This window comes from Phycicoccus sp. DTK01 (assembly GCF_017312765.1).
GTDB lineage: Bacteria > Actinomycetota > Actinomycetes > Actinomycetales > Dermatophilaceae > Phycicoccus > Phycicoccus jejuensis.
The window spans coordinates 84,484-106,811 of the sequence record NZ_BOPU01000003.1 but is presented as its reverse complement, the minus strand read 5'-3'; the positions used below and the strand labels follow the sequence as shown (position 1 = coordinate 106,811).

Annotated in this window: 19 protein-coding genes; 9 read left to right on the top strand and 10 right to left on the bottom strand. The window is 75.1% G+C overall.

The window, feature by feature from the left end:
* Positions 1 to 2: 2 nt before the first annotated feature.
* The 5 genes from J3473_RS08000 to J3473_RS07980 form a co-directional block, all read right to left on the bottom strand.
* Entirely contained in the window at positions 3 to 1,871 is a 1,869-nt protein-coding gene (locus J3473_RS08000; protein ID WP_242525771.1) for a glycosyltransferase family 4 protein, read from the bottom strand.
* Position 1,872: 1 nt separating this feature from the next.
* Entirely contained in the window at positions 1,873 to 2,949 is a 1,077-nt protein-coding gene (locus J3473_RS07995) for a glycosyltransferase family 2 protein (protein ID WP_207022664.1), read from the bottom strand.
* A gap of 71 nt (positions 2,950 to 3,020) precedes the next feature.
* Entirely contained in the window at positions 3,021 to 4,007 is a 987-nt protein-coding gene (locus tag J3473_RS07990) for a DNA topoisomerase IB (RefSeq protein WP_242525770.1), read from the bottom strand.
* A 77-nt stretch (positions 4,008 to 4,084) separates the two neighbouring features.
* Complete coding sequence (locus J3473_RS07985; protein ID WP_207022663.1) at positions 4,085 to 4,810, bottom strand: hypothetical protein; 726 nt, start codon at positions 4,808 to 4,810, stop codon at positions 4,085 to 4,087.
* The gene (locus J3473_RS07980; protein ID WP_207022662.1) at positions 4,807 to 5,163 is read right to left on the bottom strand and encodes a PadR family transcriptional regulator; all 357 of its coding nucleotides are present in this window, start codon (positions 5,161 to 5,163) and stop codon (positions 4,807 to 4,809) included. The genes J3473_RS07985 and J3473_RS07980 overlap by 4 nt, the downstream gene beginning before the upstream one ends.
* A 211-nt stretch (positions 5,164 to 5,374) precedes the next feature.
* Here J3473_RS07980 and J3473_RS07975 point away from each other — a divergent pair, with 211 nt between their 5' ends.
* On the top strand, positions 5,375 to 6,169 hold the full coding sequence (locus J3473_RS07975; protein ID WP_207022661.1) for an inositol monophosphatase: 795 nt from the start codon (positions 5,375 to 5,377) through the stop codon (positions 6,167 to 6,169).
* Positions 6,170 to 6,206: 37 nt separating this feature from the next.
* Here the strand turns inward: J3473_RS07975 and J3473_RS07970 are convergent, their stop codons facing one another.
* Positions 6,207 to 8,234, bottom strand: coding sequence for a hypothetical protein (locus J3473_RS07970; protein ID WP_207022660.1), 2,028 nt, complete (start codon positions 8,232 to 8,234; stop codon positions 6,207 to 6,209).
* Positions 8,231 to 8,635 (bottom strand): adenylyltransferase/cytidyltransferase family protein, encoded by a 405-nt coding sequence (locus tag J3473_RS07965; RefSeq protein WP_030527642.1) that lies wholly within the window; start codon positions 8,633 to 8,635, stop codon positions 8,231 to 8,233. The genes J3473_RS07970 and J3473_RS07965 overlap by 4 nt, the downstream gene beginning before the upstream one ends.
* 44 nt (positions 8,636 to 8,679) lie before the next feature.
* On the opposite strand from J3473_RS07965, the gene J3473_RS07960 reads away from it, so the two are divergent.
* Positions 8,680 to 9,408, top strand: a complete 729-nt coding sequence (locus J3473_RS07960; protein ID WP_207022659.1) for a TIGR03089 family protein — start codon at positions 8,680 to 8,682, stop codon at positions 9,406 to 9,408.
* 7 nt (positions 9,409 to 9,415) lie between these two features.
* Here J3473_RS07960 and J3473_RS07955 read toward each other — a convergent pair whose 3' ends face one another.
* The gene (locus J3473_RS07955) at positions 9,416 to 11,260 is read right to left on the bottom strand and encodes a peptidoglycan-binding protein (protein ID WP_207022658.1); all 1,845 of its coding nucleotides are present in this window, start codon (positions 11,258 to 11,260) and stop codon (positions 9,416 to 9,418) included.
* A 308-nt stretch (positions 11,261 to 11,568) separates the two neighbouring features.
* Between J3473_RS07955 and J3473_RS07950 the strand changes: the two genes are divergently transcribed.
* Both J3473_RS07950 and J3473_RS07945 read left to right on the top strand, forming a co-directional pair.
* Complete coding sequence (locus tag J3473_RS07950; protein ID WP_207022657.1) at positions 11,569 to 12,348, top strand: CoA transferase subunit A; 780 nt, start codon at positions 11,569 to 11,571, stop codon at positions 12,346 to 12,348.
* 3 nt (positions 12,349 to 12,351) lie between these two features.
* Positions 12,352 to 12,990, top strand: a complete 639-nt coding sequence (locus J3473_RS07945) for a CoA transferase subunit B (protein WP_207022656.1) — start codon at positions 12,352 to 12,354, stop codon at positions 12,988 to 12,990.
* A 76-nt stretch (positions 12,991 to 13,066) separates the two neighbouring features.
* Here the strand turns inward: J3473_RS07945 and J3473_RS07940 are convergent, their stop codons facing one another.
* A complete protein-coding gene (locus J3473_RS07940; protein ID WP_207022655.1) occupies positions 13,067 to 16,321 on the bottom strand; it encodes a SpoIID/LytB domain-containing protein in 3,255 nt (1,084 codons plus the stop codon).
* A 147-nt stretch (positions 16,322 to 16,468) separates the two neighbouring features.
* On the opposite strand from J3473_RS07940, the gene J3473_RS07935 reads away from it, so the two are divergent.
* From J3473_RS07935 to J3473_RS07915, 5 genes are read left to right on the top strand one after another with little or no spacing between them, the layout of a single operon-like run.
* Positions 16,469 to 17,950 carry a lipopolysaccharide biosynthesis protein gene (locus J3473_RS07935; protein ID WP_157577428.1) on the top strand — a complete coding sequence of 494 codons (1,482 nt, stop codon included), beginning with the start codon at positions 16,469 to 16,471 and terminating at the stop codon, positions 17,948 to 17,950.
* 10 nt (positions 17,951 to 17,960) lie between these two features.
* Positions 17,961 to 18,797 (top strand): glycosyltransferase, encoded by an 837-nt coding sequence (locus J3473_RS07930; RefSeq protein ID WP_207022654.1) that lies wholly within the window; start codon positions 17,961 to 17,963, stop codon positions 18,795 to 18,797.
* Complete coding sequence (locus tag J3473_RS07925) at positions 18,794 to 19,597, top strand: glycosyltransferase family 2 protein (RefSeq protein WP_207022653.1); 804 nt, start codon at positions 18,794 to 18,796, stop codon at positions 19,595 to 19,597. The genes J3473_RS07930 and J3473_RS07925 overlap by 4 nt, the downstream gene beginning before the upstream one ends.
* A gap of 34 nt (positions 19,598 to 19,631) precedes the next feature.
* Positions 19,632 to 20,321 carry a glycosyltransferase family 2 protein gene (locus J3473_RS07920; RefSeq protein WP_207022652.1) on the top strand — a complete coding sequence of 230 codons (690 nt, stop codon included), beginning with the start codon at positions 19,632 to 19,634 and terminating at the stop codon, positions 20,319 to 20,321.
* Positions 20,318 to 20,680, top strand: a complete 363-nt coding sequence (locus J3473_RS07915; RefSeq protein ID WP_036829426.1) for a DUF2304 domain-containing protein — start codon at positions 20,318 to 20,320, stop codon at positions 20,678 to 20,680. The genes J3473_RS07920 and J3473_RS07915 overlap by 4 nt, the downstream gene beginning before the upstream one ends.
* Before the next feature lie 25 nt (positions 20,681 to 20,705).
* Here J3473_RS07915 and J3473_RS07910 read toward each other — a convergent pair whose 3' ends face one another.
* A complete protein-coding gene (locus tag J3473_RS07910) occupies positions 20,706 to 22,325 on the bottom strand; it encodes a hypothetical protein (RefSeq protein ID WP_207022651.1) in 1,620 nt (539 codons plus the stop codon).
* Positions 22,326 to 22,328 lie beyond the last annotated feature (3 nt).

The following is a 22,328-nucleotide window of genomic DNA, read 5'->3' as shown; positions in this document are numbered from 1 at the left end:
GGTCACTTCCGCCGGAAGGTCAGGCGCAGCACCGCGTAGGCGGGAGCCCCGTTGTCGCCGAACGCGACCCGTGCGTCGCGCATCTGCGAGAGCACCTCGCCGTCGGCGTCGCCGACGAGGGCCAGGCCGAGGTCGTCGGCGCGCGCGACGATGCCGCGCACGTCGGCCGCGCGCACCGCGAAGTCGGGGTCGTCGTCCCCGATGGGCAGCGTGAGCAGCAGGAGCCCGCCGGAGCGCAGCGACCACGACGCCTGCCCGACGACGTGCTGGACGTCGTTGGCGGTGCAGCCCCCGGGGTGCAGGCGGGCCACGACGTCGAGGCTCGCGGTGTCGACGTCGAGCGCCTCGACGGCCGCGCGCCGCCCGGTGAGCTCCAGCTCGACCGGGGCGAAGCCGAGCGCCCGCGCCCAGCGCGAGAACGGGCTCGACGAGCCGGACTCGTCGACGATGACGGCCGTGCGCGAGCGGTCGTCGAGGACCCGCACGAGCGAGGCGACGGCGCCGAGGGCGGCCCACGCGGCGACGGGGTCCTTGGCGCGCGGCAGCCCGAGCTCGCGGGCCACCTCCGCGGCCCGGACGGCGTCGGCGTCGACGGCGAGGAGGTCGGTGGCGCGGACGTCCTCGGGGAGGTCGAGCGGCCCGATGGTCAGGACCGGCTGCCGACGGGCGCGCAGGCCGGCGACGGCGGCCTTCGCCCGGGCGACCGGACCGACGGGGACGACGGACGGCTCGGGCTCGTCGACGGGGACGGCCGGCGGCGCGGCGAGCGCCTCGAGGGCGCCGACGTAGTGCGCCCAGGGGCCGGACAGGTCGGGCTCGCGGACGGCGTCGGCGAGCCGGTCGGCGGTGCCCGGCTCGGCGAGCGTGCGCAGCGCCGCCACGAGCGCCTCGCGGTCCGCCGGCGGCACGAGGAGGCCGTCGACCCCGTCGCGCACCTGCGCCGGGAAGGTGCCGACGCTCGTCGCGAGCACCGGCCGGCCGTGGCGGCGGGCCAGGAGGACGTTCTGCGAGGCCGTCGCCGACCGGTAGGGCAGGACGACGACGTCGTGGCGGGCCATCAGGCCGGCGATGCGGTCGGCCGGCACGTAGCCGCCGTGGACCTCGACGCGGCCGCGCAGCCGGGGGTCCGCCGCGAGCTCGCGCACGCGGCGGCCGGCATCCCCCCAGAGCTCGCCGGCGACGGTCAGCGTCGGGCCGTCGACCTCGCGCAGCGCCTCGAGGAGCAGGTCGATGCCCTTGTAGTCGCGGACGATGCCGAGGGAGAGCAGGCGCACGGGTCCGTCGTGCTCCGGACGGGGCTCGGGCGGGCCGCCGGGCAGGTGCGGCGGCAGGTCGACCTCGCGGACGCGGGGCGCGCCGAGCTCGGCCGCGAGGGCCGCCTGCTCGTCGGAGTGCACGAGCACCGCGTCGGCACGGCGCAGGAGGGAGCCGACGAGCGGCCGGTCCCCCGGCCCCGGCTCGTGCGGCAGGACGTTGTGCGCGACGACCACGACGCGCGGGCCGCGACCGCTCCCGGCGCCCGCGGCGCGCAGGAGGGCGAGGTGGGCCGGCACGACCGCCGGCACGACGTGGACGACGACGACGACGTCGACGTCGCGCAGCCGGCGCCCGGCGCGCAGCCAGGTGTCGGGGCGGGCCCACGACAGGACGCGCAGCGTCCGCGGGAAGGGCTCGACGTCCGGGGCGCCGCCGGGGACGGCCTGCTCGCCCGGGTAGAGGAACGCCGGGTACAGGTGGCTCCACGACACGAGGGTGACCTCGTGCCCGGCGTCCGCGAGCTCGTGGGCGAGGCTCGTCGTGTGCGCCGCGACACCGCCCTTGAACGGGTGCGTCGGCCCGACGAGGGCGACCCGCAGCGCGCTGTCCGACACCTCAGACACCGTCGCGCGAGCGCACGACGAGGTCGGAGAGCAGGGCCAGGGAGGCGATCATGATGCCGCTGACGACGAGCAGCACCGTGCTCGCCGGGAAGTAGAACGGGTGGCGCACCATGTCGACGACGGCCTTGACGAGACCGAGCGCCACCATCCACAGGGCCGGCGGCATGAGGACCTTGAGCGGGTCGAAGTACATGACCATCCGCAGCACCTGGAGGATGTAGCGGTAGGCGTCGCCGACGAAGTGGAACTTGCTGACGCCGGCGCGCTTGGCGTAGCTCGTCTCGACGTACTTGATGTCGTGCTGGTTGGACAGGAACGCGATGGTGATCGTCGTGACGCACGAGAAGCCGGCCGGCAGCAGGCGCAGGTAGGGCAGCGAGACCTCGCGGCGGAACGCGCGCAGGCCCGAGTTGAGGTCGGGGATGCGGGTCTTGGTCAGCCACTCCGCGATCTTGCGGATGAGCCACTTCGCGGGCACGCGGGCCCACTTGTGCGTGCCCTCCTCGGTCGTGCGCGCGCCGACGACCTGGTCGTAGGTCGGGTCGTCGCGCAGGATCCGCACGAGCTCGGGGATGCGCTCGTTCTCGTAGGTCATGTCGGCGTCGGTCCACACGACGATCTCGCCGCGGGCCTGCTGGGTGCCGATGCGCCGCGCGGTGCCGGAGCCGCCGTTGCGCCGGAAGGGCAGGACGCGGATGTGCGGGTAGCGCCGCTGGGCGCCGCGCAGCACCTCGAGGGTGTCGTCGGTGCTCGCGTCGTCGATGCAGAGGATCTCGTAGGTGTGCTCGGAGTCCTCGAGCACGGCGGAGATGCGGTCGATCTCCTCGAGCACGTGCGCGCCCTCGTTGTAGCAGGGCAGGACGACCGTGACGTACGGCGCCGGGCCGGGGCCGTCGGGCCCGTCCTCGATGACGTAGCCGCCGCTGGTCCGGGTGGCCCGGCCGCCGGCCGCGGGGTCGTTGCCGCGGCCGGCCATCTCACCGGTGCGGACGTCGATCTGCTCGGTGGGGGCCGCGTGGAGGACGTCGTGGGTGGGGTCGCCCTCGGGCGCCGCGGGGTGCTCGTTCATCGCCCGCGAGCCTACCGGCGCGGCGCGGCTGCGTTCGTCCCGCCGCTCCCGGGGGTGCGCCGTGGGGCGGGTCAGGCGCCGTCGATGAGGCGTGCGACGGCCTTCTCGATCGCCGCCTGCCGCTTGGCGTCGTCCGGGTAGGAGCGCCGCAGCGTCCCCGCGATCGTCACGCCGTCCTCGTACTGGTCGATGACGCGCGGGTCGATGTAGGACTTGCGGGCGATCGTCGGGGTGTTGCCGAGGTAGGCCGACACCTCCTCGACGGCGGCCTTGACCGCGCGCCGGCGGGAGGCGGCGGTGTCGCCCTTCTCCGGCGACTCGGCGAGCGCGACGGCGGCGAGCACGGTCGCGTGCCAGGTGCGGAAGTCCTTGGCGGTCAGGTCCTCCGCGACCATCGTCGAGATGTACTCGTTGACCGCCGACGCCTGCAGGTCGGCCCACTTCGCCTCGCCGCGGTAGGCGAGCAGCCGCTTGGAGCCGCCGCGCCGCTTGCGCATGTAGTTGAGCGACTCGATGACCTGGGGGTCGCTGACCGAGATCGAGTGCTCGATGCCCGACTTCCCGACGAAGCTGAAGACGAGGTCCGAGCCGCGGCGGCGCACGTGCCGGCGCTCGAGCGTGGTCAGCCCGAAGGACCCGTTGGCGTCGGTGTAGGCGTCGGAGCCGATCCGGAAGTAGCCGAGGTCGAGCAGGCGCGTGGCCGTCGCCGCGGCGCGCGCCAGGGGCATCCCCTCGGCGGCGAGGTCGCCGACGATCGACTCGCGCGCCTTGGCCAGCCGGGTGCCGGCGACCTTGACCCGGTCGAACTTCAGCTCGTCGCGGGCGGTGCGCCAGTCCGGGTGGTAGAGGTACTGGCGCCGGCCCGCGGCATCCGTGCCGACCGCCTGGATGTGGCCGTTCTCGCGGGGGCAGATCCACACGTCCTGCCACGCCGGCGGGATGGCGAGGGCCCGGATGCGCTCGACCGACTCCTTGGGCAGCGGCTCCCCCGCGGCGTCGCGGTAGGAGAAGCCCTTGCCCGCCCGCTTGCGCGTCCACCCCGCCGACCGCGGGGACACCCGCCGCAACCTCGCCATGGCGCGACCCTACCCACGCGAGGCCCGCCCCACGCGCGTGACCTGCGCGGACGTGCCGCTCAGCCGAGGAGGCGCACCAGCAGCACCGGCACGCACGCGACGAGCGCGAACACCGGCAGCACGAGGAGCCCGAGGAGCCGCCCGCCACCGCCGCTCGCCCGCTCGCCGGGCGCGGTGACGAGGTCGGCGGGGGCGCGGGCGAGCAGCACCGACCCGGCGAGCACCGCGGCCGCCCCGGCCACGAGGACGAGGGGCGCGGACACCCGCACGAGGACCTGCGGGAGCAGCAGCACGAGCCCGGCTCCGAGGGCCACGAGGGCCGGCGCGAGCAGGAAGGACACCCACCGGCGGCAGACGAGCAGCGCGAGCAGCGGCGCACCCGGCAGCACGAGGCCCGCGACCGCCCCGCCCAGCAGCACGGCGGCGAGCACCCCGCCGAGCGTCACGGTGACGCGGGTGCCGTCGAGCACGGCCCCGAGCGCCGCCGGCACCAGCACGACCCCGACCAGGGCGAGCACGGCCATCGCGACCGTCGAGCGGTCGACCGCGGCGGCCGGGCCACCCCCCGGCGCGAGCGAGCGGGCGTACTCGCGGGGGTCGCCGAAGGCCTCGTCGACCGCCTCGCCCGACTCGCGCAGGTGCGTGTCGACGACGACGAGGTGGTCGCCGATCTCGTCACCGGGGACGCCGAGCAGCCGCAGCTCGACGACGAAGGCGTCGACCCAGGCCGGGTCCGCCGCCGTGGCGAGCTCGCGGGGGTGGCGCGTGGACGGGGTCTCGCTCATCGGGGGGTCCTCTCGGAGGCGGTGGACGGGGACAGCACGACGCCGGTGGTGCGGCAGAAGGCGGCCCACCGCTCGCCCTGCTCGGCGAGGTGGCGGCGACCGGTGGCGGTGAGGCGGAAGACCTTGCGGCCGGGGCCGGCGGTGCCGGGCTTCCACTCGCCCTCGACCCAGCCGGCGTCCTGCAGCCGCCCCAGCAGCGGGTAGAGGGTGCCGCCGCGGACCTCGCCGAGGCCGCGCTCGGCGAGTCGCTGCGCCACCGCGTAGCCGTGGGCGGGCGAGTCCTCGAGCACACCAAGGACGGCGAGGCCGAGCACGGCCCGCAGCCACTCGGTGGGCCACTCCTCCGTCGTCATGGCTACATCGTGGCACTACCTAGGTGGTCTGTCTATCTACCTCGACCGACGATCTAGTGGACGGCCGGCCGGGCGGGTCCGAGACCCCGGTTCGTCCGCGAGACCCCGGCTCCGAACCGGGGTCTCGTGCACATTTCGGGGTGACCCCGAAAAGTTGAGGGGGGTGGGGTCGTTTTGGCCGGCGTCGGTCCCGTGTGGAACCGTGGCCCCCATGTCCGGCCTCTCGACCGACGCCGTCGCCGACCTCCTGCGCGAGGTCGCCGCGGAGGTCATCACGCCCCGGTTCCGCTCGCTCGGCGAGGGCGAGGTGATGGAGAAGAACCCCGGCGACCTCGTCACCGTCGCCGACCGCGAGGCCGAGGTGGTCATCTCCGCCCGCCTGCGCGAGGCCTACCCCGACGCCGTCGTGCTCGGCGAGGAGGCCTTCGCCGCCGACCACGCCCTGATGGACCGCTACCTCGGGGCCGAGCACGCCTTCACCGTCGACCCGGTCGACGGCACGAAGAACTTCGTCCACGGCTCCCCCGACCACGCCGTCATGGTCGCCGAGACGATCGGCGGCGAGACCGTCCGGGCGTGGATCCACCAGCCCGAGCACGGCCGGACCTGGGTCGCCGAGAAGGGTGCCGGCACCTTCCGCGACGGCGAGCGGATGACCTGCACGCCCGTCCCCGAGGACCGCGCCCCGCAGGGGGTCACCTCGATGTGGAGCCTGCGCGACCACGCGTTCGACGGCCTGCCGAGGATGCGGCTGTCGTGGGTGTGCTGCGGCGTCGACTACACCCGGCTCGTCGAGGGCGCGACCGACTACATCGTCTACTCGCGCTCCAACCCCTGGGACCACGCCCCGGGCACGCTGCTCGTCACCGAGGCCGGCGGCTCGGTCGTCCACCCCGACGGCACCCCGTACGGCCCGCGCTCCCTTCTCCCCGGGCTCGTCGTCGCCGTCGACCCGCACACCTGCGGCGCGGTGCGGCGCCGCGCGGCGGAGCACTTCACCCGCTGACCCATCGCCGCCGGCCGCGGCCGGTGGCGAAGAGCGCTCAGCGCAGCGGCACCTCGGCCACCGAGACCCGGACCCCACCGAGGTCGGTGCGTCGCGGCGGGCGGTCGAGCGCGTGCTCCTCCTCCGGGAAGCGCAGGTCCGCCACCGAGCGCGGCGTGAGGCCGAGCTCCTCGATGGCCTCGGGGCCGTCGGCGGCGAGCAGCACGAGCCGGTGCCCGCTCGAGGACGCCCCGCGCGCGAGCTCCTGGACGAGCACCGCGAGGCGCTGCGGGTCCTGGCGCACCGGGGTCGCCGCGACGAAGAACGGGCGGCCGCACATCCCGCGCACGGTCTGCGGCCACTCCGAGGAGGCCCGGCCGTCGATGCCGAGCACGACGTCGTCGGGGCCCAGCGCCGCGCAGACGCGGTCGGCCGCCTCGAGCGACCCGCGCTCGACCCCGACCCCGCGGAACGGCCACGTCGCGAGCACGGCCGGCACCCCGAGCGCGAGCACGGTCGCCACCGCCACCACCGGTGTCCCCCAAGGGCGCCCGGACGACACCAGCCGCCGCGCCGCCCACGCGGCCGCCACGACGACGAGCACGACGACGAACGGCAGCATGATGAGCAGCCGCCGGTCGGCCCACGGGTGGTCCGGGGTGATGCCCGGGCGCAGCAGCGTGAGGACGGTCGAGCCCGCGGCCATGACGAGGACGGGCGCCCACGGCTCGAGCCGCCCCTCGCCGAGCGAGCGCAGCGCGCGGCGCAGCAGCACGGCCAGCGCGACGAGCGCGACGACGAGCGCGACCCAGCCGACGTACCAGGAGAGCCAGTCGACGGTGTGCTCGGCGTAGGTGCGGCCGCCGTCGACGGGCAGGCCCTGGCGGCGCTGCATCCCGGCGACGTAGCGGGCCCCGGGGTCGTTCGGGTCCTGGCGCACGGTCATCCACCACGGGCGGGTCCACAGGCCGACCCCGACGACGACGGTGAGCGCGCCGACGACGTCCGGCAGCCGGCGGACGACCCCGCCCGGCAGCCGGCGCCCGCGCCGCCACAGCACCAGGCCCCCGACGGAGGCGACGAGGACGAGGGCGGCCATCGCGACGAGCGGCAGCAGGCTCGCGTGGATGTCACCGAGGTAGCGGTAGGACAGCAGCACCGCGAGGCCCCAGGCGACGACGCTCGAGGCCGCGAGCCCCGTGACGAACGGACGCACCCAGCGGTGGCCGAGGGCGGCGCCGACCGCGAGGAAGGGCAGGAGCAGGAGGACCTCGCGCAGCGCGTCGACCCGCGCCAGGGCCGTCCCGCCGACGAGGACCCCGGCGACGAGCGCGAGCCGCCGGGTGCCCGGCACGTCGCGACCGACCGCGAGGGTCAGGGCGAGCAGCCCGCCGACGAGGGTCAGCAGGGCCAGCTGCTCGGAGTACGTGCCGCGGGCGACGTTGAGGACCGGGAAGAGCACGGCCGTGAGGCCGGCGGCGGCGACGCCCCACCACGGTCCGGCCAGGTGCCCCGCGAAGAGCCCGAGGACGAGGAGGACCAGCGCCATGACGACCGCCGGGAGCAGCTGGGCGAGCGGGGGCCCGCCGGCCCACACGCCGTAGCCGTAGACGACGGCCGGGGCCATGAGGAACTGCGGCTGGACGGCGGGGTCGTCGGCGGACCCCACCTGGTAGAACGCGGCGCTGGCGACCGTGACGTCACCGTCCTCGAGGGGCCGCGGCCCGCCGATGACCGAGGGGTCGACGGCGACGACCCGCTCCCCCGTCGCCGCCAGGCTGACGGCCGCCTGGAGGTTGCTCGCGGCGTCACGGCGCGGCAGGACGTGCTCGGAGTGGGTGACGCCCGCGTAGACCGCGAAGCCGAGCACGAGCGCGACGAGCGCGAGGCCCGGTGCGGCCGCGGTCCGGACGGCCGGGAGGCCGCGGACGGCCCACCACGCCCCGACCGCGGCGAGCACCGCGACCGGCCAGCCCAGCCAGGGCGACCAGACGCCCACCGCGGCGGCCACGCCGCCCACCGTCGTGACGACGACGACCCAGAGGCCCGCGCCCAGGCCGGTGGCGGTGAGGCCGCGGCCGGTCACGACCCGAGGCCGGAGATGTGCTCGATGATGCCCGTCGTCGACACCGAGGGGGTGCGCGGCAGGTAGACGACCTCGCACACGTCCGACACCCAGTCGAACTTGCCCGCCCAGTCGTCGCCCATGACGAGCACGTCGGCGCCGTGCTCGACGACGTAGTCGCGCTTGGCCTCGAGCGACTCCTCGACGAACACCGCGTCGACGACGCGCAGCGAGCGCACGATCTCCATCCGCTCGTCCTGCGTGTAGACCGGGGGCCGGCCCTTCTTGGCGACGTTGAGCGCGTCGGCGGAGACCCCGACGACGAGCCGGTCGCCGAGGGCGGCGGCGCGCTCGAGCACCCGGACGTGGCCGACGTGGAAGACGTCGAAGGTCCCGAACGTGATAACGGTGCGCCCACTCATGGTCGCCGAGCCTAGTCGGTGAGGCCCTTGCTACCGTCCGGGGGATGGCCCCCGCGCGCACCCCCGCAGCCCTCCTCGCCGGCCTCGTGGCGGCCGACCCGGGACGGCCCCGGGTCACCGTCTACGACGACACGGACGGCCCGACCGCGGGTGAGCGCGTCGAGCTCTCGGCACGCGTCCTCGCCAACTGGGTCGCCAAGGCCGGCAACCTGCTCCAGGACGAGCTCGACGCCGGGCCGGGCAGCGTCGTCCGCCTCGCCCTCCCGCCGCACTGGCGCACGCTGTACTGGGCGCTGGCCGCCTGGTCGGTCGGGGCCTGCGTCGAGGTGGCGCGTCCGGGCGACGACGGGCACGGCGCCGACGTCGTCGTCACCGACGACCCCACCCGCGGCGACGGCGCCGAGCACCTCGTCGTCGTCACCCTCGCGGCCCTGGCCCGGACCGCCGCGGTCGAGGTGCCGGGCGGCGCCGTCGACGAGGCGCGCGACCTCGCCACGCACGGCGACGTCCTCGTCGCCCTGGACGAGCCCGACCCCGCGGACCCGGCCCTGCGGGACGGCGCCGACGTCCTCGCCTACGCCGAGGTCGTCCCCGCCGCCGGCGACGGGACGGGCGGCCGGGTGCACACGCAGACCACCGACACCGGTGAGCTGCTGCGGCTCGCGCTCGCGGCGTGGGCCGGTGACGGCTCGCTCGTGCTGACCCGGGGCACCCCCGGGCCGGGCACCCGCGCGGCACGCCTCGCGAGCGAGGGCGTCACGCGGGAGGCCTGAGCCCCGCTCAGCGGGCGCGGCCCTCGACGGCCTTCCACGTCACGGTGGCGACGACGCCCGTCTGCGCCAGGTGGGCGGCCCTCTGCGCGGCCTTGACGGCGGTCTCCGTCGCCGGCCCGAAGGACCCGTCGGCGGTGATCCCGAGGGCCCGCTGGAGCGCGACGACCGCGGCGCCGTGCGAGCCCCGCTTGAGCACGGTGTTCCAGTGCGCGAGCAGCGGGTGCACGGAGCGCTCCACCGCGTCCCACGTCGCCCGGTCGACGACGCCGGTCGCCGTGAGCCCGGCGGCGCGCTGGAAGGAGACGACCCGCGCCTGGGTGGCCGGCCCGTAGCGGCCGTCGGCGGACAGGCCGCCGAGGGCGCGCTGGAGCGCCTTGACCGCCGCGCCGGCCGAGCCGGACCGCAGGGTGCTCCCCTTGTGGGCGGTGAGCTCGGTGCTCGTCGTCGCGGGGGTGGACGTCGAGGGCTTGGAGGTGGCCGGCGTCGACGCGGCGACCCCGGACGAGCCGCCGGCCAGCACCTTCCAGTCCTTGGCGTCGACGACGCCGTCGGCCGCGAGCCCCTTCGAGCGCTGCCAGGCCTTGACGCGGGCCTCGGTCGCCGGGCCGAACGACCCGTCGACCGCGATGCCGCCGACGGCCTTCTGCATCGCCTTGACGGCCTCGCCGCGCGACCAGAGGCGCAGGACGACCTTGGAGTACTTCGCGAGCGACGAGCCGGTCGAGCCGGTGGCCGCGGTCGAGGTGCCCATGAGTGCGGCCCACACCGTGGCGTCGACGACACCGTTCTGCGGCAGGCCCTTCGACTTCTGGTACGCCTTGACGCGGGCCTCGGTCGCCGGGCCGAACGACCCGTCGGCGACGAGGCCGCCGACGGCCTTCTGCATCGCCGTGACGGCCTCCCCGCGCGAGCCCTTGCGCAGGACGGTCCCGGCGTACTTCGCGAGCGCGCTCGTCGTGGGCGTGGTCGAGCCGGAGCCGGTCGTACCGCCGGTGCTCGGGGCGCCGATGATCGCGTTCCAGACACGGCTGTCGACGATGCCGTTCTGCGTGAGGCCCTTCTCCTTCTGGTAGCCGAGGACGCGGCTCTCGGTGGCCGGGCCGAAGGAGCCGTCGACGCCGATGCCGCCGATGGAGCGCTGGAGCACCTCGACGGGCTTGCCGCGCGAGCCCCGGCGCAGCGTCACCTTGACGTAGTCGCGCGGGTCGTTGGAGGTGGGCATCTCCGTACCGGGAGGGCCGGTGAGGTAGTTGGTGACCGCCGTGCCGGTCCACCACGACGTGCGCTTGACCGCGCCGTCCCAGGTGAAGGAGAGGTGGATGTGGTCGGTGTGGGGCGAGGAGCCGGTGTAGGCCTGCCAGCCGCGCTCGGGCGCCCAGGCCTTCCAGATCTGCCGGTTCCAGATGATGTAGTTGATGCCCACCCGGCGGGCCATCGCGCCCTGGCGGCCCTGGGCGTCGGGGGCGGCGAGCCAGCGGGTGATCGCGTTGCCCATCGCGAGGTCGGAGCTCTTGGCGGCATTGAGCATCCAGTCGAGGGCGCGTCCCTCGCCGTGCTCCTGGTCGCACTTGCGCAGGACGCCCCACACGTGCTTGCCGTAGGTCGCGTCGAGGAGCTTCGCGAAGGCGACCGGCCCGACCTGGTTCTCGGTCAGGCACAGCGTGCCCGGCTGGTAGGGCGGGGCCACGTCGAGTGCCGAGGGCAGGGTCCGGCTCGGCTTGGGCAGCGGCAGGGTCGCGGCCTCGGCCGTCCCGGCCGCGAGCGGGAACGCGATGACGGAGGCCGACAGGGCTCCGAGGGTCCGCACGGGCAGGCGTCGGTTCGTCGGGGCGTCGACATGGGGCAGGGACACGCAGGGCTCCTCGGCAGGGGGTACGCCCGGGGCAGGGGACCGGACGTGGCCCGGAATCCGTCGTCTCAGATGTCACATCCGCCACCGTCGGATCACCGGGCACACCTGTTCTCTCACTGGGCACGACGGGCGCGCAACCGGTTCCGTCGAATTACACCGCTGTACTTGTCGGCCCGGACCGTCCGGCCGACGTCGTCGGCGCCGACCGGCCGGTCCCCGCGCATGGCGGCCGACCCCGCTCGCCGGCCGGACCTGTGTGGTCGGCACCCGTCGTGGGGCCCCGGTCGGCCCGCGCTAGGGTGCCGACCATGGACAAGGTCGTCGCCACACCAGCCGAGGCCGTGGCCGGGATCTCCGACGGGGCGACCCTCGCCGTCGGTGGGTTCGGGCTCTGCGGCATCCCCTCGGTCCTCATCGCCGAGCTCCACCGGGCCGGCACCAAGGACCTCGAGGTCGTCTCCAACAACTGCGGGGTCGACGAGTGGGGGCTCGGCATCCTCCTGCAGAGCAAGCAGATCCGCCGGATGGTCTCCTCGTACGTCGGCGAGAACAAGGAGTTCGCCCGGCAGTACCTCGAGGGCGAGCTCGAGGTCGAGCTGACGCCGCAGGGCACGCTCGCGGAGCGGCTGCGCGCCGGCGGCGCCGGCATCCCGGCGTTCTTCACGCCGACCGGCGTGGGCTCCCAGGTCGCCGACGGCGGCCTGCCGTGGAAGTACGACGGCTCCGGCGGGGTCGAGGTGGCCTCCCCCGCCAAGGAGGTGCGGGTCTTCGAGCGCGACGGCGAGGAGCGCGAGTACGTCCTCGAGCACGCGATCGTCGCCGACTTCGGCCTGGTGCGCGCCTGGAAGGGCGACCGGCACGGCAACCTCGTGTTCAACAAGTCCAGCCGCAACTTCAACCCGCTCGCGGCGATGGCCGGACGCATCACGGTCGCCGAGGTCGAGGAGCTCGTCGAGCCCGGCGAGCTCGACCCCGACGAGGTCCACCTGCCCGGCATCTACGTCCAGCGCGTCCTGCCGCTCACCCCCGAGCAGGCCGCCGACAAGCACATCGAGAAGCGCACCGTCCGTGCGCCCCAGGAGGCCTGAGCCATGCCGCTGACCCGTGAGCAGATGGCCGCCCGCGCCGCCGCCGAGCTCGAGGACGGCGCGTACGTCAACCTCGGCATCGGCCTGCCGACCCTCGTGCCGAACTACGTCCCCGACGACGTCGAGATCGTCCTGCAGTCCGAGAACGGCATCCTCGGCGTCGGTGCCTACCCGGCCGAGGACGCGGTCGACCCCGACCTCATCAACGCCGGCAAGGAGACCGTCACGGTCCGCCGCGGTGCCTCCTACTTCGACTCCGCCCTCTCCTTCGGGATGATCCGCGGCGGCAAGGTCGACGCCGCGATCCTCGGCGCGATGCAGGTCTCGGCGACCGGCGACATCGCCAACTGGATGATCCCCGGCAAGATGGTCAAGGGGATGGGCGGCGCCATGGACCTCGTCCACGGCGCGAAGAAGGTCGTCGTCCTCATGGAGCACGTCGCCAAGGACGGCTCGCACAAGATCGTCGACGAGTGCTCGCTGCCCCTGACCGGCAAGGCTGTCGTCCAGCGGATCATCACCGACCTCGCCGTCATCGACGTCACCGAGGACGGCCTCGTCCTGCGCGAGCTCGCGCCGGACGTCACCGAGGAGCAGGTCCGCGAGGCCACCGGCGCCCCGCTGACCGTCGACCTCGCCTGACGGGCTCCCCCGCCACACGCCACGACACGACAGAGGGCCGCGCGATGCTCGCGCGGCCCTCGGTCGTCGGGTGCCGTCAGGAGGACCAGCGGGTCCAGGTGCGCCACGTCGAGGTCCCGGCCACGTCGGACCCGGCGGTGAAGCCGCCGGCCCCGTCGCCGCGCAGGACGACGAGCGCCCCCGTGGAGGACTTGCGCGCGACGAGGTCGGCGCGCCCGTCGCCGGTGACGTCACCGGCGCCGACGACGGTGCTGTAGCCGGACCAGGAGCCGGGGACCACGACCGGCGCCGAGAGGCGGCCGTCGCGCGACGGGGCCGCGGCGTAGAGCAGCATCGCGTCGTCGCTCGCCCGGATGCCGAGGACGTCGGGGAGGCCGTCGCCGGTCACGTCGCCCGGCGCCACGAGGACGCGGAAGGCCCCGAAGCCGGAGCCGATGAGCTTGGTGCCGAGGACGCCACCGCGGCCGTCGCCGCGGTAGATCTTCAGCTGGCCGTTGACCTGGCGCGCGAGGAAGTCGGTGCGCCCGTCCTGGTCCATGTCGCCGGTGCCGGCGACCCAGTCGACGCCGTCCCAGCCCGAGCTGATCTTCTGCCGCGGGTTCAGCCGGCCGTTGCCGTCGCCCGGGTGGTAGTACAGCGTCCCCTTGTCGCGCTCGACGACGTCGTGGCGGCTGTCGTTGTCCCACGTCCCGACGTTGGCGACGAGCGAGACCGACGACCAGTCGGTGCCGACCATCGGCCTGCTCGAGAACCCGCCGGCGCCGTTACCGGCCACGACGGTGAGCCGCCGCGAGGAGTCGACGGCGAGGAGGTCGCCCTTGCCGTCGCCGGAGAGGTCCTTCGGGAACGAGGCCGCCGACTGCGCCGGCGCCGAGGTCACGGTCCACCACGTGCTGCGCAGCCCGAGCCTGCCCCGGAAGGAGTCACCCGAGACGGTGCTCTCCCCGTCGAGGCCCTGGACCGTCACGGACGCGATGCGGCCGCCCCACGTGGAGTTCCCGTCGCGGGCGTCGACGCGCAGCGCGGTGAGCCGGCCGACCGAGGGGAAGGCCCGCTCGACCGCGGCGACCGAGAGGGTGCTCGTCCACCGGCTGGGGCTGCCCGAGGGCACGGCGTCGTAGGGGTCGGCCACCGCGCGCTGGTACGGCAGCGACGACGCCACCGTGTAGCCGCCGTTCGACGACGAGAACTCGGTGAGGGCCGGCGCGCCGCCGTAGTACAGCGCGCGTCCCGTCGTCGCCTTGACCGCCGCGGTCGTGGCGGCGTTCTCGAAGGGGATGACCCCGCCGCTCGAGGTGTAGCCGTTGAGGCCCTTGAAGACCTGGCACGACGTGCTGTCGCAGACGTCGTACAGCGAGCCCGAGGGCCGGTGCGCACGCTGGTAGAGCGCGTAGGTGCGGGCGGCGACGGCCTGCGTGCGCAGGGCGGCGCTCGACCACGAGGCCGGCATCTCCGAGGGCACGACGCTCTGCAGGTAGTAGTCGAGCGAGAGCACGTTCGTCGTCAGCGCGCCGGAGCCGGACTTCGTCGTCTCGACCGTGCGCCGGTAGGCGCGCTCCTCACCGCTCGGGAGGACGACGCGGACCTTGCCGGCCCGGGTGTCGACGAGGCGGACGCCGCCGGTCATCGCGCGCCAGCTCGACGTGCTGCGCCAGACGCCCTTCTCGAGCCACTGGAGGGTGAGGCCCTTGGAGTCCGGGACGAGGCGCCAGCGGTCCCGGACGCTGCCGTCGGCGTTGCGGCCGTAGATCGTCGCGGTGCGACCGCCGGTCGACATCACGAGGTCGGGCGTCGAGCGCACCGAGGTGCCACCGCTGCCGACGGCCGAGAGCCAGACCCGCAGCGTGGGGTTGCCGATCGTCGACACGAGGGAGGTCTTCGGGTAGTAGAAGGCGAGCGTCTGCTCGGTCGTCAGGCCCTTGAGCGCAGCGCCGTAGGCCCCGTACTGGCTCATCCCGCGGCCGTGACCGAAGCCCCGGCCCGAGAGGTCGAACGACGACCCGGCCGGGCGGCCGTAGGCCTCGTCACCGGAGGCACCGGTCATCGCGCCGACGCTGCTCGCCAGGTCCTCCTGGTAGCGCGCCTGGACGGCGGTCCGCAGGGCCGGGAGCTGGGTGTAGTAGAGGTTGCCCGGGCACGAGGTGAGGCTGAAGTCGCGGTGCCCCGAGACGCGCGGGCGGGTGATCTTCGTGCCGGGGGTGTACTTGTCGGCCCCCGAGGCGGCGGTGAACGTCGCGCTCGTGCTCGGGTCCCAGCCGTTGAGCACGGCCTTCCACGCGATGACCTTCGCGACGGTCGCGAGCACCGAGCTCGACGGCGTCGTGGCGCCGGCCTGCGAGGAGTCGTGGGTGCCGATCGACGCGATGCCGACGGTCTGGGCGTTGAAGCCACCGGCCTGGGCGCCCTGGACGTTGCGCTCGACGCCGCCGTAGCGGCCCTCGTAGAGCCGGCCGAAGCGGTCGACGAGGAAGTTGTAGCCGATGTCGCACCAGCCGTTGGAGCGCGTGTGGTACGCGTAGATGCCGCGCACGAGCCCGGCCGCCTCGGACGCGGAGTAGTCGTTCGCGTTGACCGTGTGGTGGACGATGGCGCCGGAGATCTTGTCGTTGTAGCTCGGGGAGCAGCCGCGCAGGCTCTCGTCCGCGCCCCACTGGGCGCGGGTCACCATCGCCGGCGCGAGGCCGGCCGCGTGGGCCGCCCCGAGGGCCGGCCGACCGACGGAGGCGTCCGCCGCGCTGTCGCCGGCGTCGACGAGGGCCGCGTGGGCCTTCGTGAGGTCCACCCCGCGGGCGGCGCGGACGCGGATCTGCACCGCCTCGGACCCGGCGACCGCCACGGGCTCGGTGCCGACGCGGGCCCGGCGGGCCTCCTCGGTGTCACCGTCGGGGCCGTCGGGGTCGACCGCGGCCTCCACCCAGGCGTTCCACCGGCCGTCGGTCTTCGTGCGGACCTCGACGGTGGAGCGGGCGGCAGAGGCCTCGTCCGGGAAGCTGACGCCGACGACGTCGAGGCTCTCGCCGTCCCGCTCGAGCAGGCTCTGCTGCTCCCCGGCGGGGGTGGTCGGCCGGGTGCCGACCGTCGGCGTCGCCGAGGGCGAGGGCGACGGGCGCGAGGACGCGCTCGGGCTCGGGGTCGCCGCGCGCAGGGCGCCGGCTCCCGTCGCGTCCGGTGAGGGGGTCGGCGTGCCGGTCGGTACGGGTGTCACGGCGGGCATCGGGACGTCCTCCACGACGGGAGTGACGGCCCGCGCCGTGACCGGACCGGTCACGGGGGCGACGACGGCGAGGCCACCGAGCAGGGTGGTGGCGGTGAGCAGGCGGAATGAGCGCATGGCGAAGTCCACGGAGTGAGGGGATTTTCCCCGACGGCACGGCGTGGCACCTCGGGGACGGCAGGGTCCTTCGAGTCTGTCACAGCCGTCACTCGCGTACCGGGGTTTCGGCGCAACCCGAGGACGGCCCGCCGGTATGCTTCGCCGATGCCCTCCGCGCCCCCGCCGCCGGAGCGCCCCCCAGGCTCCACGCCCGCAGCGGCGTTGCGGGACAACGCAGCGCTGAGCACCTACGCGACGGCGGTCCAGGGGGCCGCCCGCCTCGTCTACAGCGTCATCATCGGCCGCCTCGGCTCCCGCGAGCTGCTCGGCCAGGCCAACAGCGCGCTGTCGATCTCGGTCCTCACGAGCCTCGCCTGGGCCTCCCCCGCGGCGAGCGCGGGCACCCGCTTCGTGGCCCTGCGCCGCTCGCTCGGCGACGAGGAGGGCGCCCTGCGCGTGGCCCGCCACATCGCCCAGCGCTCCCTCCTCGTGGCCACCGTCCTGCCGACGGCCACCGGGCTGCTCGGGGCGTGGTGGCTCGGGCTGCAGCCGGTGCAGGTCGTCGCGAGCGTCGTGCTCTGCTGGACCTACTCCGTCTACGTGACGACCCGCGGCGTCCGGTTCGGGCTCCTCGGGTTCCGGCAGGTGGCCCTCTGGGACACGCTCGCCGCCGTCACCTCCCTCTCCGTGCTCGCGCTCGTGCTGGTCCTCGACCTCGACCTGCTCACCCTGCTCCCCCTCGCCGTCGGGTACGGCCTCTTCGCGGTGGCCACGTGGCCGGCCCGCGTCCGGGGTCGCCTCGACCGCGCCGCCCGGCGCGAGATCGACCAGTGGGTCGCGTTCTCGGCGGTCGGCGTCCTCGCGGGCGGTGGGCTGCTCCAGGCCTCGCAGCTCGCGGCCCACCACTGGAGCGGCGAGAGCGGCGCCGGCGACTTCGCGGCCGCGCTCTCCCTCGCCACCCCGATGTCGATGTTCGCCATCGCCCTGAGCACCGCCCTCGTCCCGCCGCTCGTCGCCGCCGCGGGGCGCGCCGACCGCGCGGCCGTGCGCCGGCACAGCGACGCCATCGCGCGCCGGCTCGTCGCGATCTTCGTCGGGGTCATCGGCGTGCTCGTCATCCTCAGCCCGCTCGGCATCCGGGTCGTCTACGGCGCCTCGTTCGCCCGCTCCGAGGCGGTCCTGCCGGTGCTGCTCGGCGCGGTGATGCTCACCTCCGTCGCCCTCGGCGGGGCGACCGCCCTCCAGTCCACCCGGCGACGCGGCCCGCAGGTCGTCGCGGCGGTCAACCTCGGCGGGCTCGTGCTCGGCGTCGCCACGTGGTTCGTCCTCGCCCCGTCGATGGGTGTCGACGGCGTCGCGCTCGGCTACCTCGTCGGGGCGGGCAGCGCGTCCCTCGCGACGCTCGGCGCCGTCTGGTGGCTCGAGAGGCAGTCCTGGCTCGACCTCGCGCTGCGCCTCGTGGCCGGTGTCGCGGTCGTCGCCGCCGTCGCCCTGCTGACCCGCGACCTCGCGGGCCCCGCCGGCGTGCTGGCCCAGGTGGGTGGGGCGCTCGGCTTCGCCGCGCTCTGGGGGTGGCTGAACCGGCGCGAGGTGGCGAGCCTCTGGGCCACCCTGCGCGGCGCGGGCGGCGACCCGGCCGCCTCCTAGACTGCTGGCCGTGCCCCCCACCGTCACCGTCCTCATGACGACCTACCACGGGACCACGGTCGCCGACCTCGAGCGCTCGGTCGCCTCGGTGACCGGCCAGACGCGGCCGCCGGAGGAGTTCCTCGTCGTCGTCGACGGCCCCGTGCCGGACGCCCTGGACGCGGCGCTCGCGGCGGCCGCCGCGGAGCACCCGTCCGTCCGCGTCGAGCGCCTCCCCCGCAACGTCGGCAGCGGCCTGGCCTCCGCGCGCGGCCTCGAGCTCGCGACCGGCGACCTCGTCGCCCGGCACGACAGCGACGACGTCTCGCTCCCCACCCGCCTCGAGCGCCAGGTGCGCCACCTCGAGGAGCACGGCCTGGACCTCGTCGGCTCCGCGATGCTCGAGTTCCGCGGCGACCCCGGGCACGTGCTCGGCGTCCGGACCAACCCCGCCTCGCACGCGGCGATCATGCGCCGTCTGCCCCTCAACAACCCGGTCAACAACCCCACCTCCCTCTTCCGCCGCGAGCTCGCCCTGCGGGTCGGGGGGTACGCCGACCTGCGCTACATGCAGGACTACGACCTCTTCGCGCGGATGCTCGCGGCCGGGGCGCGGGCCGAGAACCTCGAGGAGCCGCTCGTGCTCTTCAACGCCGGCGACGAGATGATCTCGCGGCGCGGCGGCTGGCGGATGCTGCGCTACGAGTGGGACCTCCAGCGCCGGCTGCGGGCCGCCGGCGTCGTCGGCGTCCCGCGGATGGCCGTCAACCTCGTCGTGCGCGGGGCCTTCCGCCTCGTCCCCGGGCGCCTCCTCGGGCCGGTGTACGCCGCCCTCTTCCGCCGCGGCGCACGCGAGGCGACGGCATGAGCCCCGCCCCCGCCCTCACCTGGGTCGTCGTGTCCTACGGGGGCGTCGACGACGCCCGCGGCCTCGTCGCCTCGCTCGGCCCGGACGCCCCGGTCGACCTCGTCCTGTGCGCCAACAAGCCCGGCGACACCGCGGCCGCCCGGGCCGCCTTCGGGGACGACCCGCGGGTGCGCGTCCTCGACTTCGAGGACAACCCCGGCTACCTCCCCGCCCTGCACCGGGCGCTGCCCGAGGTCGACCCCGCCCTCCCCCTCGTGCTCTCCAACTGCGACCTCGTCGCCGACCCGGGGTGCGTCGCGGCGCTCCTCGACGGGGTGGCGCAGCACCCCGACGCCGGGTGGCTCGCGCCGTCGGTGCTCGGCGCCCTCGGGCAGGACCAGAACCCCAACCTGCTGCACCCGCCGAGCGCCCGCCGCCTGCGCCTGCTCGCGGCGGCCCACCGCTTCCCGGCGGTCGCGGACCTCTTCCTCCTGCGCCGCGGAGGGCACAGCTCGCGCACGGTGAGCGGGGTCGAGCCGGGCGCGGCCGTGTTCGCCGGCCACGGCTCGTGCGTCGTCCTCACCCCCCGCTACCTCGCGGCGGGCGGCCGCACCGACTACCCCTTCGCGCTCTTCGGCGAGGAGCTGTGGTTCGCGAGCGAGTGCGAGCGCCTCGGCCTCACCGTGCGGTACCTCCCGAGCGCCGTCCTGCGGCACGCCGAGCACGTCGCGACCGGCCGGCGGCGCCGCGGCCACGTCGCCCGCGTCAAGTACGAGGGCCTGCGCTGGTGGGCCCGCCGGGCGGCGCGGGCCGGATGGTGAGGGCCTCCCGCCCGGCCCCGTACGCTGGTCGGCGATGAACACCTCACGGCAGGTCGACACCTCGGGTGTCTGGCTGGTGATCCCGCTCTACAACGAGGCCGCGGTCATCGGGGACGTCGTCACCCGGGCCCGCAGCGTCTTCCCCCAGGTCGTCGTCGTCGACGACGGGTCCGTCGACGACGGGGCCGAGGTCGCCCGCGAGGCCGGGGCCGTCGTCGTGCGCCACCCCGTCAACCTCGGCCAGGGCGCGGCGCTGCAGACGGGCTTCGAGTACGTCCGCTCCCGCCCCGACATGGAGTGGGCCGTCACCTTCGACGCCGACGGCCAGCACCAGACCGACGACGTGCTCGCCATGCTCGAGAAGGCGCGCGCCGAGGACCTCCAGGTCGTCTTCGGCTCCCGCTTCCTCGACGACCGCACGACCCCGAGCCTGGCCAAGCGGCTCGTGCTGCGGGCGGCCGTCGGGTACACCAACCTCACGACGCACACGCGCCTGACCGACGCCCACAACGGGCTGCGGCTGCTCCGCCGCGACGTCGTGGAGCGGATCGACATCACCCAGAACCGGATGGCCCACGCCTCCGAGCTCGTCGAGCAGATCGGCGCGATGGACGTGCGCTACGCCGAGAGCCCGGTGCACATCCTCTACACCGACTACTCGCGCTCCAAGGGCCAGTCGCTGTGGAACTCCGTCAACATCCTCGTGGAGCTGATCCTCCGATGAAGCTCGTCGTCGTCCAGGTCCTGCTCATCGTCGTCGTGGCCGTCGTCGCGGCCCGCCTGTTCCGCTCGCGCGGGGCCCGGGCGCAGGCCATCCGCCGCCTCGGGGTGCTCGCGTTCGCCGCGTTCGCCGTCGTGTCGATCATCTTCCCGGACGTGTGGACGCGCCTGGCGCACGTGTTCGGCGTCGGTCGTGGCACCGACCTCGTCCTCTACGGGCTCGTCGTCGCCTTCCTCAGCTTCACGGTGACGACCTACCTGCGCTTCCGCGACCTCGAGACGCGCTACACCCGCCTCGCCCGCCGGATCGCCCTCGACGAGGCCGAGGTCCGAGGACGCCTCGAGGGCGGCCCCGAGCACTGAGCCCGGCCGCGTCCCCGACGGGGCGTCAGCGCACGAGGTAGAGCTCGACGACGCGGTCCGGGGTGGCGTAGACCAGCTCCCAGCTCGCCGGGGGCGTCGGGTGCGCCTCCATCCAGGGGCGGATCGACTCGTAGCAGTGCACGCACACGCCGTCGTCGTAGGCGCTGTAGTAGAGCACCGCGTCGCCGGGCCGGGGCTGCGAGTCGGGGCGCAGGCGCTCCCCCGGGCCGCTCCAGACCTGCGGGCCGTTGAACACCGGCCGCTGGTAGGCGGGCAGCACGCGCATCGTGCGGCTGTCGGTCCACACCGCCGGCACCCGGAAGTCGCGGCCCTCGAGGGCCGAGCGCAGCCGCTCCATCGCGTCGCCGCCGTTCGGGGCGAAGGCGCTGGTCGTCGTCATGAAGCGCTGGGCGTGGTGGGCGGGCACCGCGCAGACGAGCACGGCGACGCCCCCGACGGCGGCGGCACGCAGGAGCCGCCGCCCGCGGGGCAGCGCCCGGGCCAGCCGGGCCGCGAGGAGCGCGGTCACCCCGCCGACGACGAGCGCGATCGGCGGGAAGTACTGGATCCAGTACCGCGGGTTGTCGATGCTCCCGAGCGGCCGGGTCGGGACGGCCACGCCGCCGGCGAGGAGGTTGAGCGCGTAGACGCTGACGAAGCCGAAGGCCATGAGCCGCAGCGCCCGGTTGCCCGCCACGAGGGCGAGGATCGCGAGCACGCCCGTGGCGACCATCCACAGCCCGTCGGGCCGCGTCTCGAGCGCCCGCAGCGGGACGGCCAGGAGGTAGTAGCCGCGGGTGCGCTCCGAGAGGTCGGCCGGCGGGCCGCCGCTCGTCGGCGGCGGGTACCCGACGCCCTCGGGGTTCATCCCGAGCAGCGCCTGCACCTTGGCGAGCGGCGTCCCGTAGGCGAGCGTGCTGATGGCGACGTCGACCGCGGCCCACGCGAGCACCGGGAGCGCCACGAGCGCCCAGGTGCGCAGCGCCGACCCCCGGCGGGTGAGGACGGCGAGGACGACGGGCCACGAGAAGAACGCCGTCTCACGGACCTCGAAGCTCCACCCGAGGAGGAAGCCGGTGGCGAGCACCCAGAGCACCGCGCCGCGGCCGCGCAGGCCTCGGTCGCGCGCGAGGACCGCGGTGAGCAGCGCCAGCACGACGAGCGCCATCGCCATGACGTCGGGGTAGAAGCGGGAGGCGTTGTAGAACAGGACGGTGTTCGCGAAGAGCACGACGACGGCGACGAGCCCGGCGAGCACGCCCCAGAAGCGGCGGCCGAGCAGGTAGACCGAGGCCGCGAGGACCGCGCAGGAGAGCAGGGGCCAGACGTAGTACGTCGCCTCCGCGTTCTTCCACAGCAGGGCCGGCGGGATGGTGGCCAGCATGATCCCGTACCGCGTCAGCCCGAGGGCGATCCACTGGTCGCTCGGGAAGTCGAGGGTCGCCATGACGTAGTGCCACGGGTCGGTCGGCACGAGCGGCGAGCGCCACACGAGGACGACCGCCGCGACGACGAGCCCGACGAGGACGCCGACGCCGACGTCGAGGCGGGTGGTCCGCCGCCCGGTCACCAGGCCGGCGGGGTCGGCGACGGCGGTGGGCGACCCCGCCGCGGGGGTCGGGTCGTGCGTCGCGGGCTCGGTCATCGG

Coding starts and splice junctions, on each gene's coding strand:
- J3473_RS07995 (WP_207022664.1), bottom strand. CDS start 2,949: ATGAACGAGCACCCCGCGGCGCCCGAGGGCGACCCCACCCACGACGTC.
- J3473_RS07985 (WP_207022663.1), bottom strand. CDS start 4,810: ATGAGCGAGACCCCGTCCACGCGCCACCCCCGCGAGCTCGCCACGGCG.
- J3473_RS07980 (WP_207022662.1), bottom strand. CDS start 5,163: ATGACGACGGAGGAGTGGCCCACCGAGTGGCTGCGGGCCGTGCTCGGC.
- J3473_RS07975 (WP_207022661.1), top strand. CDS start 5,375: ATGTCCGGCCTCTCGACCGACGCCGTCGCCGACCTCCTGCGCGAGGTC.
- J3473_RS07965 (WP_030527642.1), bottom strand. CDS start 8,635: ATGAGTGGGCGCACCGTTATCACGTTCGGGACCTTCGACGTCTTCCAC.
- J3473_RS07960 (WP_207022659.1), top strand. CDS start 8,680: ATGGCCCCCGCGCGCACCCCCGCAGCCCTCCTCGCCGGCCTCGTGGCG.
- J3473_RS07950 (WP_207022657.1), top strand. CDS start 11,569: ATGGACAAGGTCGTCGCCACACCAGCCGAGGCCGTGGCCGGGATCTCC.
- J3473_RS07945 (WP_207022656.1), top strand. CDS start 12,352: ATGCCGCTGACCCGTGAGCAGATGGCCGCCCGCGCCGCCGCCGAGCTC.
- J3473_RS07940 (WP_207022655.1), bottom strand. CDS start 16,321: ATGCGCTCATTCCGCCTGCTCACCGCCACCACCCTGCTCGGTGGCCTC.
- J3473_RS07935 (WP_157577428.1), top strand. CDS start 16,469: ATGCCCTCCGCGCCCCCGCCGCCGGAGCGCCCCCCAGGCTCCACGCCC.
- J3473_RS07925 (WP_207022653.1), top strand. CDS start 18,794: ATGAGCCCCGCCCCCGCCCTCACCTGGGTCGTCGTGTCCTACGGGGGC.
- J3473_RS07920 (WP_207022652.1), top strand. CDS start 19,632: ATGAACACCTCACGGCAGGTCGACACCTCGGGTGTCTGGCTGGTGATC.
- J3473_RS07915 (WP_036829426.1), top strand. CDS start 20,318: ATGAAGCTCGTCGTCGTCCAGGTCCTGCTCATCGTCGTCGTGGCCGTC.
- J3473_RS07910 (WP_207022651.1), bottom strand. CDS start 22,325: ATGACCGAGCCCGCGACGCACGACCCGACCCCCGCGGCGGGGTCGCCC.